The organism is Actinomycetota bacterium, assembly GCA_005774595.1.
Lineage (GTDB): Bacteria > Actinomycetota > Coriobacteriia > Anaerosomatales > D1FN1-002 > D1FN1-002.
The window spans coordinates 1-1,707 of the sequence record VAUM01000368.1; the positions used below are offsets into that span (position 1 = coordinate 1).

A 1,707-nucleotide genomic window follows, 5' to 3' on the forward strand; every position below is an offset into this window, starting at 1 on the left:
CCTGCGCGTGTGCAATGACCTCGGGCGGCACCGGCTCACGCGTGCCCTCCGGGAACGACGCCCGCACGTCGCCGGCAGCCCCGATGACCACGAGGCGATTCAGACCCTGCGAACTGGTGGCGTAGTCCACCGCGAGCGAAGCCGGGTCGACGGCACCGGTCCTGCTGACGGCGGCGCGACCCACCGCCTGGGTGGCGTAGAGCGCCGCCGAGTCGAACTGCGTCTTGATCAGTCTGCGGTGCTCGACGATCCGCGCGTCGGCGAGACGGCGCGTGTAGCCGTACACGCCGGTGAGCGCCGCCGACCCCACGACGAGCAGCGACCCCGCCACGACGGCGATGGTGAGCATGGTGAGATTCCCGGCGAGGCCCGAGCGGGGCCATCTTCCCGGCGCCATCGTCCCCCCGGCTGCAGTCGAGGACCTTCGCTCCGATGGTACCGCCTGCGGCCGCTCCCGGTCGAACGGGCGCGAGGAGCTACCCGATTCCCAAGTTGATGACCGATCCGAGCCACGTCGCGAACTTCTCGAACGTTCCGGTCACCATCGCGAGGCCCATGAGCGCGAGCACCGCACCCGTCACGCGGTTGATCGTCTTGGCGTGTCGCTGCAGCGCCCGCAGACTGCCGGACAGCCGCCCGAACAGAAGGCCGACCGCGACGAACGGGACAGCCAGTCCCGCCGCGTACGCCATCAGCAGAAGCGCACCGGTTGACACCGTGCCCGCGTCCGCGGCGAGCATGAGGATCGCTCCGTAGACCGGGCCGGCGCAGGTGCCGAGAGCGAAGGGGAACAACAACCCCAGCACGAAGGATGCACCCCCGCCGAACTTCCGCGCTGCCGCGGGATCGACGTTCAGCCCACGCAGCCACAGCATCGGCACGAGATCGAGCAGGTAGATGCCGAGCACGAGGATCACGGCGCCGGCGATTCTCGAGATCAGCTCCTGATGATCGGACAGCACGCGGCCCAGCACCGAAGCGCTGGCCCCGCTCGCGACGAAGACGAGTGAGAAGCCCGCGACGAACAGCAGCACCGGACCGAGGACGTCGAAGGTCCGTCGCTCGCCCGAGCCGAGCTCTGCGAGCGACAGGCCGGTGATGAACGTCAGGTATGCCGGAATCAACGGCAGCACGCACGGGGACAAGAACGACACGACCCCCGCGCCGAAGGCCGTCAGCGCGCCGACCTCTGTTCCCACGCTATGAGACCGGTTCCGCGCCGTACCCGGCCGCTGTGATTTCGTCGACGATACGCTGCACGTCAGTGACCCCGGGGTCGTAGTCGACCTCGGTGATCCCGGTGCCGAGGTCCGTCTTCACGCTGTCCACGCCCTCGAGGTCGCCGACGTTCAACTGGATCAGCGTCGCACATGACATGCAGTGCATGCCGGTGGTCTTGATCGACACGTGAGCCACGAGAAGCCCCCTCTCTGTGCCCGACTTCAGGCGCTGGCGCCGTCAGCACGGACAACGGACTCGTCAAGCATGCGCCCGCAACCGGGACACAGTCTCCATTCCCCATCCAGCGTCGCACCGCAAACCGCGCACTCCACGGCCATCGACCGACGTGCCCCCCGGCCTGGCGCGAGCATGGCGAACACCACGAGCAGCGCGATGCAGACGCCTCCGATGGCCGGCAACACGTACCCGAACAACACGCCCGCCGGCGCTGAGACGGGACCGTGGGTGATGAGCACGTGCAGCGAC

Annotated in this window: 3 protein-coding genes; all 3 read right to left on the minus strand. The window is 68.6% G+C overall.

The window, feature by feature from the left end; genetic code table 11:
• A partial coding sequence (locus FDZ70_10155; GenBank protein TLM67397.1) for a hypothetical protein occupies window positions 1-349 on the minus strand: 349 nt, incomplete at its 3' end.
• A 127-nt stretch (window positions 350-476) separates the two neighbouring features.
• Complete coding sequence (locus tag FDZ70_10160) at window positions 477-1,265, minus strand: cytochrome c biogenesis protein CcdA (GenBank protein ID TLM67398.1); 789 nt, start codon at window positions 1,263-1,265, stop codon at window positions 477-479.
• Entirely contained in the window at window positions 1,201-1,446 is a 246-nt protein-coding gene (locus FDZ70_10165) for a heavy-metal-associated domain-containing protein (GenBank protein ID TLM67399.1), read from the minus strand. Before FDZ70_10165 ends, FDZ70_10160 begins: the two co-directional genes overlap by 65 nt.
• Window positions 1,447-1,707 lie beyond the last annotated feature (261 nt).